Genomic DNA, 4,248 nt, shown 5'->3' with positions numbered 1-4,248 from the left:
TCCACAACCGGGCCTCCGCATTTACGGGCGGCACGCGCCCTTCATGTCAGAACATTGCTATATCCTGCTCTGCAACATAAAGACATAAAAGTGAATTTTTGGATAACGCGCAGCAAGATGATGGTGGCTTTAGGGCGGAGATGTCAGCATCGACCCGTGCGGGTGCAGGCGGGCAGTTTTAGCATAGGGTTTTCGGCTGCAATTGCAGCCGGTTTGACTGCCAGCTGGTTTGTCGGCTCTTTCATGACGCGTGGACGCGAAACCTTCGTCGATCCCGCCTCGCCCCCATCACGAGATTTCGACCTTGAGAGCCCGGATGGCATAACCATCGCGGCGACATTCAGACCGGGTCGACACAGCCGTTCCCCATCCGTCCTCCTTTTGCATGGTTTCAGAGCTTCGCGACAAGCCACTGCCGCGAATGCGATATGGTTGGCCAGCCTCGGCTATGCGACGCTTACGATCGACTTCCGCGGACATGGCCAATCGACGATTGCGCCTTGCACCTTTGGTCTCAAGGAAGCCGAGGAAGCACGGATAGCCTTCGATTGGCTGAAAAAACGGCAGGAAAATGCGCCCGTTTGCATTATTGGAATATCGCTTGGAGGCGCAGCCTGCCTTCTTGGAGACGCTGGCCCTATTCCTGCGGATGCTCTCGTCTTGCAGGGCGTATATTCGGACATACGCCACGCGATCAGAAATCGGATCGCCCGATATACCCCGCGCATCGTCGCAACGCTCCTCGAGCCATTGCTGAGTTTTCAAGCTCTGCTGCGCCTGGGTGTCTCGCCCTTGCGTCTGGCGCCAGTCAGGGCGTTGTCTCAATATGATGGACCCGTTCTGATCATCGGCGGCCAACAGGACAGGTTTCAAGAGAGAGGCTCATCATAGAGCGACGACTAGCCATCAAAAAAACAAGAGCACATCCAAGAGCGCGGCGTTCCGTAAGGGTTCTTCGAACCCTAATCGACCTGTGTCTGTCTCTGAGGCAAATCAGCCTGCCCTGACGAAGAGTTCAGGCAAAACAGGTCTCCTGAAAGCTGATCTTGACTCGCAGGATAAGAAAGAGATTATCACCGTGACGGGTACGCGTCTTGCGCAGTCCCGCCTGACTAATGTCATGGCAGGCGTCACTGTCAGTGCCGCACAGCTTCAACGCCGCGGTTATTACGATCTCGGTACGGCGCTCTTGCGTGAAAACACGGCTTTCAGCGTTAGTGGGACGTCTCCAATCGGTAGCCAGGGAAGCTCCGCTGGACAATCCTTCGGGGAGCTGCTCAACCTTGGTTCCCAGCGTACTCTTACCTTGATTAACGGGATGCGGTTCGCGGGCGGTTCTTCCGGCGGTTTCGGATCTCAGGTGGACGTAAGCGCTATCCCTCCCTCGCTCATCAAAAGTATCGATACCAAACTTGGCGGTGCCGGTGCGGCCTATGGGGCGGATGCCGTTGCAGGGGTAGTAAATTATATCCTTGATGACCACTACAAAGGTATAAGCCTGAATACGCAGGGCAACTGGTCGCAGAAACTCGATGCGCCAGGTGAACGAGTTGCCTTCAAGGCCGGGACAGGGTTCGACCATGATAAAGGCGGCCTTGTTTTCGATGTTGAATATCGTAACACCGGCGGCATGGTCGCCAACGATCGTCCCAATGTTTTCGGCCGCAACGCGATCGGCTACACGCGTGTGCCTCTCGGGCAGACGTCGCCTTACACATATATTCTCCAGCCGGGGAGCCGTGTGACGCAGGTCACTGTTACGGGTGTCCCGCAACTTACGGGGCAGGCAAATCCTATCTATACCGGTTCAGCGGGGGCTGCTCTCGCTGGGCAGGCCAATGACGGCATCACCAACGGGTTGAGCAATGTACCGCTGACTTTCAGCCCCAATGGAACATCCTTGGTGCCGCTTTACGCAAACAGCTATCTGAAGCGCGACGGCACTCATGGAATTGGCGGCAACGGTGTAGCCTTGCAAGACTACAATCAGCTTGTCGCCCCTAATAACAAGCTTAATCTTACCCTGCTCGGTCATTACGATCTGACAGAACATCTGCATGCCACATGGCAAGGATGGTACGCGCGCGGTACGGCGCAGAGCCAGGTCGCTCAGGGAACCTGGAGCACGCCTCTCTTCGATAGCCCACTTACCCAGAATACGGGCGGGCAGCTCGATAGCTCGTATTACTCAACTAACGGCACGTGCTCGACGCATTGCGTCAATGGTGCTTACCAACTCAGCACGAGCAATCCCTATCTGACATCTGCTGAGCGATCAACGATCCAGAATGCGCTTATTGCAAATGGCCAGGATCCCGGCACTTTTTATCTCTCACGCCTTAATCAGGATCTGGATGCCGGCCTGTACACGACGACAGTGCAGACCTATCGTTTTCAAGGCGGATTAAACGGTGACTTTTCCGCGTTCAACCGTGTTTTTTCATGGAAAGCTCAAGGTGAATATAGCCGTTATCTCGACAGCACCCTTCAGCCATCAATCGTTACTGCGAACCTCGTCAATGCCCTGAATGCGACAACCGATAGCAGCGGTAATATAGTTTGCGCACCAGGTTATCAGAACGCGCCTATCGCAACCCGCAGTTCGACCTGTGCTCCGCTTAATCCATTCGGGTTTAACCAGATGACGCCGGGCGCGCGCGACTATGTTATCTCGGACGCACGTTATCGCGACAAGAATGCACAACGCGATCTCCAGGCGGAGATAAGCAGCACTGTTTTCAAACTACCTGCTGGCGATATTCGCTGGGACCTGGGTTACGAACATCGTCGCGAGTCTTATCGTTACGATTCCGGTGCATTCTTCCGCGGCTGGCAACAGCCGGATGGAACCTACAGGCAATATGGTAATTCTGCTCCGGTCCCGAACAGTGGCGGTGCTTATCAAACCCATGAGGCTTTTGGTGAGCTCGATATACCTCTCGTTTCACCTGATATGCACCTACCTGGCGCGTATAGCCTCTCAGCCACCGCGAATGGTCGCTTTATTCACAACTCTATCACCGGAAATTACTGGACGTATATGTTTGGCGGCGCGTGGTGGCCAACGAGAGATTTCGGTTTCTCTGGTAATGTTGCACGTTCAGTTCGCAATCCGTCAGTAGGCGAACTCTACCAGCCTCGCCAGACCGACTATGAAGCAGGTACTGATCCCTGCTCCGATGCAGGAATCACGCAGGGGCCCAATCCAGCTATGCGCGCAGCGAACTGCGCCAAGGCAGGCATCAAACAGCCATTCACATCCAATTACAATTTCTTCACGATCCCGGGAACCGTTGGCGGGAATTCTCACCTCAAGAACGAGACCTCAAAAAGCTATACGGCTTCGGCAGAGTTCGCCCCGCATTTCATACGCGGTCTCGATGTGAAGGCGTCGCTCGTGGACGTAAAGGTAAAGAACGCCATTACGAGCCTTGAACCGGATGACCTGATGGCAGCCTGCTACGATTCGTCGTCCTATCCGAATAACGCTTATTGCAATGCCTTCCAGAGGAGCTCGGACGGACAGCTCGCAAACTTTCAGGCGGGTTACTTCAACATCGCGCAATATGAGACGCGTGCGCTTCAGAGTTCGATGGATTATTATACGCCACTGTCGCGCTTTGGCTTGTCGCAGAATGCCGGTGATGTCGAAGTGAGTGGCAATTACACGCATTATCTCAAGAGCCAGCAGAGCTATCTCGGCAACACCTATCTTTTGAGTGGAACAACGAGCGCACCGAACGATTTGTTCACTCTGAACGCCAATTACATCAAAGGCCCGTTTTCGGGACAGTGGCAGACGATCTGGTACGGAAAATCACGTTATGCGGTCCAGGTTCCAGCGACGACATATGAGGACAACAAGCGGCCATCTTTCGCGTACTTCAACCTTTCATTATCCTATCAAATCACCAAGAATTTTTCTGGCAGCTTTGTTGTCAACAACATTACCGGCGCTCTGCCGAAATATCCCGGCACATATAGCGTGACGCGGTATTACGACATGCTGATAGGCCGCTCGTTCCAAATGAGTATTGGGGCGCATTTCTAAGCGAGATAAAACATGAATCTAAGAATTTTACACTACACAGGACTTCTGTCGGCACTCGCCGTCTGCGCGTTGGTTTTGTCAGGTTAGGGATGTAGAGTTGGACAAGGCCCGGACCGAGGACATTGGTTTCAAGCTGCGGACGCAATCTGGGCGATAGCCTGCCAATCGGTGAAAGCGGCGGCTCTGGCGATCCGGTA

2 protein-coding genes are annotated in these 4,248 nt (G+C 54.1%); both read left to right on the top strand.

What is annotated here, in order from left to right; genetic code table 11:
- Nucleotides 1–891 (top strand): alpha/beta hydrolase (locus F3J08_RS16600; RefSeq protein ID WP_166931824.1); only part of this gene is annotated, 891 nt, incomplete at its 5' end.
- An 82-nt stretch (nucleotides 892–973) separates the two neighbouring features.
- A complete protein-coding gene (locus F3J08_RS16595) occupies nucleotides 974–4,051 on the top strand; it encodes a TonB-dependent receptor domain-containing protein (RefSeq protein WP_370458765.1) in 3,078 nt (1,025 codons plus the stop codon).
- The last annotated feature ends 197 nt before the right edge of the window (nucleotides 4,052–4,248 follow it).

The sequence above is a fragment of the Asaia sp. As-1742 genome (assembly GCF_011753235.1).
GTDB classification, from domain to species: domain Bacteria; phylum Pseudomonadota; class Alphaproteobacteria; order Acetobacterales; family Acetobacteraceae; genus Asaia; species Asaia bogorensis_B.
The sequence above is the reverse complement of the archived record's forward strand: the minus strand, read 5'-3'. Positions and strand labels throughout refer to the sequence as shown.